Origin of the sequence: Nocardia cyriacigeorgica NBRC 100375 (assembly GCF_000308555.1) — a bacterium.
Classification (GTDB): Bacteria; Actinomycetota; Actinomycetes; order Mycobacteriales; family Mycobacteriaceae; genus Nocardia; species Nocardia cyriacigeorgica.
Genome location: NZ_BAFY01000026.1, coordinates 1 through 3,893, shown reverse-complemented (window position 1 = coordinate 3,893; position 3,893 = coordinate 1). Strand labels below are relative to the sequence as shown.

Annotated in this window: 5 protein-coding genes; 1 reads left to right on the top strand and 4 read right to left on the bottom strand. The window is 66.9% G+C overall.

Features of this window, described 5'->3' with window-relative positions; translation table 11 throughout:
- The 3 genes from RJ05_RS01800 to RJ05_RS01790 all read right to left on the bottom strand — a co-directional run.
- Positions 1-650 (bottom strand): ABC transporter permease (locus tag RJ05_RS01800; protein WP_036532324.1); only part of this gene is annotated, 650 nt, incomplete at its 3' end.
- Positions 650-1,567: an ABC transporter ATP-binding protein gene (locus RJ05_RS01795; RefSeq protein ID WP_036532322.1), complete on the bottom strand. Its 918-nt coding sequence runs from the start codon at positions 1,565-1,567 to the stop codon at positions 650-652. The genes RJ05_RS01800 and RJ05_RS01795, both read right to left, overlap by 1 nt.
- Positions 1,564-1,926: a GntR family transcriptional regulator gene (locus tag RJ05_RS01790; protein ID WP_036532330.1), complete on the bottom strand. Its 363-nt coding sequence runs from the start codon at positions 1,924-1,926 to the stop codon at positions 1,564-1,566. Before RJ05_RS01790 ends, RJ05_RS01795 begins: the two co-directional genes overlap by 4 nt.
- Positions 1,927-2,115: 189 nt before the next feature.
- Here RJ05_RS01790 and RJ05_RS01785 point away from each other — a divergent pair, with 189 nt between their 5' ends.
- Positions 2,116-2,856, top strand: coding sequence for an SCO6745 family protein (locus tag RJ05_RS01785; RefSeq protein WP_036532327.1), 741 nt, complete (start codon positions 2,116-2,118; stop codon positions 2,854-2,856).
- A 246-nt stretch (positions 2,857-3,102) separates the two neighbouring features.
- On the opposite strand, the gene RJ05_RS30655 is transcribed toward RJ05_RS01785, so the two are convergent.
- Positions 3,103-3,777, bottom strand: coding sequence for a hypothetical protein (locus RJ05_RS30655; RefSeq protein ID WP_156090790.1), 675 nt, complete (start codon positions 3,775-3,777; stop codon positions 3,103-3,105).
- Positions 3,778-3,893 lie beyond the last annotated feature (116 nt).

Genomic DNA, 3,893 nt, shown 5'->3' with positions numbered 1-3,893 from the left:
CACATCACCGCCAGCACCGCGGGCAGCAGCACCATCGGGACGACGCGTGGAGTGTCGGCGAACCAGTGGCCGACCTCGGGCCACCAGCTCTGCCAGGTGATCACGATCGCCGCGAGGCCGAGGATCAGCAGCAGCGCGACCAGGAAGGTGTACACGCCCGACACTCGCCACCGCTGGTAGAGCGCACCGGTCAGCAGACCCGCACCGGCGACCAGGGCCAGGATGGCCAGGTAGGTGCCGAGTTGGATCAGCGGGCTGCTGGTGAACTGGCCAGGGACGTCGAACATCACCATGTTCACGCCCCAGCCGTCGGTGGCTTCCTCGATCAGTCCGAGCCCCCACAACAGCACGCCGGTGCCGAGGATCTGCGCGGCCGCGACCAGCAGGGTGGCGGCGAAATAGTCGCGCCGGGTGATGCTCAGGCCGAGCGCGAACGGGAACGTCTGGGTCATGGCGCCGAGGTAGAACGCCAGCACGATGCCGAAGGCGGCCGACACACTGCCGGTGACATTGGCTTCTTGGGCGTCGACCAGCAAGAAGATGACCCACGGGATCGCGAACGCCACCAGCAGAATTCCCAGTGGCCACGCGATAAGCACAGGCCACGCGACGGCGTGAAGCCTGGACACGGAGACAGCTCGGCGCAGCATTACTGATCCTTTCCGCGCAGATTGGTGGTCTCGACGATGAGCTGTTGCAACGAGACCGGCTCGACCAGCAGTCCCAGCGATTTCGCGTGGGCGATGTCGTCGGCCCGGTCCTCGGTGCGCAGCACCACCCTGGCCTGATTGCCGAGGGATTCGCGGCGCAGCTCCGGGCGCCCACCGAGGAAGGAATCGACGTCGGTGGTGAGACCGGAGACGGTCATCGCGGTGTCGCGCAGGTCGTCGGCGGGAGCGTCGACGACCAGGCGGCCCATATCGATGAGCAGGACGTGTTCGAGCAGGTCGGCGACCTCATCGATGAGGTGTGTGGACAGCACGATAGTGCGCGGATGTTCGGCGTAGTCGGCGAGCAAGCGGTCGTAGAACAGCTGCCGGGAGACGGCGTCGAGGCCGAGATACGGTTCGTCGAAGAAGGTCAGCGGGGCGCGTGAGGCGAGGCCGATGATGACGCCGAGCGCGGAGGTCATGCCGCGGGACAGCTTCTTCACTTTACGTTCGGTGGGTAGATCGAAGTCACGCAACAACTCTCGCGCGAACTCCTCATCCCAATCGCGCAGCAGATGACGGGCCGCCGCCAGCACATGCTTGACCTTGTAGTCGGCCGGATACGCCTGACTCTCCTTGATGAAGGAGATCCCGCGCAGCACTTCGGTGTTCTCGTGCGGGGTGTGACCGAAGATGCGCACCTCCCCCGCGGTTTGGAAGGCCTGGCCGGTCATCACCTGCATGAGCGTGGTCTTGCCCGCGCCGTTGCGGCCGAGCAGACCGTAGATGGTGTTCGCACGCAGGTCGAGGGTGACGTCCTCGAGTGCGGTGACGGAACCGAACCGCTTGGTCAGCCCGCGCGTAGACGCGACGACGTCGGTATCGAGCACGGCCGGTTCGATGGTCGCGGCGCTCATCGTGTCCCCTCTCGATGGTCGAGCATGGCTTTCAGTTCATCGATGCCCATGCCGAGCTTGTCCGCCTCGGCGATCAGCGGGTCGATGAACTGTTCGGCGAACCGTTCCCGTCGGCGCAACCGCAGGGCATTGCGCGCACCGGCTGTCACGAACATTCCGATCCCTCGCTTCTTGTACAGAATCCCGTCCGCCACCAGCTGATTCAGGCCTTTGGCCGCGGTGGCCGGGTTGATCCGATGGAAGGCGGCGAGCTCGTTCGACGATGGCGCCTGGGACTCCTCGGGCAGCGATCCGTCGACGATCGAGTTCTCGATCATCTCCGCGATCTGCAGAAAGAGCGGCCTGCCGTCTTCGAGCACGGTCACCTTCCTCGGTTGAGTGGTTCATTACTCATGTAATGAACCATAGAGGCCGGCGACGCGCAACGCAAGGAAGTTCGGAGCGCCATCCACCAGGGCGGAGGCGCACGATCGGCCCATGGGTGTTCCGTACGCCGTAAAAACCCCATAAGGTGGCGGGTGATGTCAGTCCAGCGGAAGGAACCCGGCATGTCGGTCGGCGCGGCGGTGAACCCCTACATTCAGCAGCTCGGCGGAGCATTCATGTTCTCCAGGGAGGGAAAGGAATACGCGGCAGAAACCGGGGTGGACGCATTCTTCGGCCCCTACACGCGCGGACGCGGTGGCGTGCTCGGCGACGTGGATGCCATCGTGGTGACGGCGGCGTTCGGATTCTTCCCGGAGAACTCGATCCGCACGGCCTGGGAATCGGTGCAGATGCCCGCCGCGAAGGCCGCGGAGCGGTACGCGCGGGTCTGTCAGGACTTCGGCCGGCGCAAGCTCGCCGGGTTCGAACAGGCCGGGCGGCTCGCCGAGCTGCTCGAAACCGTTGCTGTGGCGGCGGACCCGGCCGGAGTGCCGTTGTTCGCGGGGTGGCGCGCGATGCCGCTGCCGGAGGATGCGCCGGCGCGCGTCATGCAAATGACCCACGTGCTGCGGGAGCTGCGCGGCGGCCTGCACCTGATCGCCGTGCGCGCCTCGGGTATCACCCCCTTGCAGGCCGTGCTGATCTCCGGCTCCCCCATCAACGACGGCCCCGGCCAGGCCCGCTGGTACGGCTGGCCGGAGCCGTTCGAAGAGATCACCGACGACGTGCGCGAGCGGTGGCAGCGGGCCGAAGCGGTGACCGACGAGCTGATCGAACCGGCGTTCGGTGCGCTCGACGAGGGTGAGCAGGCGGAGCTGCTCGAGCTTGTCACTGCCGCGCACGCACAGACTTTGGCGCGGTAGCGAGCGCGGGGGGGGCGACGTCATACCGCGGGCTTCGTGGCAATCACGTCGATGTGCTGGGCTGCGGACGGCACGTAGCGGTGGTTGGGCGCCGAGTCGTGGGCGCGGTTGTGCTCGATGGCGGTGCGGATCGACGCCGGTGGTCGAGCCGGTGCCGACCACATCGCCGAGCGCACGCACGAGTTCGCCCGGGCCGCAACCGATATCGGGACGGACCTCGGATCCACCGCGCGTCAGCGCCCGGGCTCAACCGTCTTCGTGTTCTTGCGAAGTCACATCGCCCGGCTGATGACTCTCGTCGTGGGCGCTGGACGAGCGGCGCTCGCCACCCCTGCGATCGAGCCGCCCGATCCCGCCGGGCGCACCGCCACCAGGAGAATCGTCGGATGTCCTATCGACCGAGTGGGGGCTCGTAGCTCCGAAATCCGCCGAAGACAAACCGTCGAACGTCGGTATGCCCCCGATATTCGATATCGGAAGCACAGGTGGGGCACCGAACCCGGCCGGCGCGGTGACAGCGCCGGGGGTGGGCTGCTGTTGAGCAGGCACATCACCCGTGGACCATGGTGTGCGCTGATGCTGGTCGGCCCCCGGGTTGTCGTGCGCGTTTTCCCGCCCTGTCAGCCAGTCGGCCGGATCGAAGCGGCCCGCGCCATCGATGCCCCGAGTGACCGTATCCGTGATCTGCGAAATCATGTCCCCCATATCGCCCCGGTTTCCCGGCATACCCTGGTCACCCAGGCCCGGAAGCAGCCCATCGATGCCGGGAAGCACACTATCCAGACCGGGAAGAGCACCATCGAGATTCGGCAGGAGACCCTCACCGAATCCGGGTCTGGTCAGTCCGCCGTCACCGAGTCCCGGCAGATCGGGCTGAGGCAAGGCGCTCCCGCCGCCCGGGGGATACTGCGGCGTCTGCATCGGGGGTGATGTCGGTTGAGGCGGCGCCGTAACCTGCGGCGGCGTCGTTTGCGCGGGTGGAGTTGTGGGAGCGGTCGGCGTCGGGGTTCCGGGGGTGGTCGGCGTTGGGGTCGGCG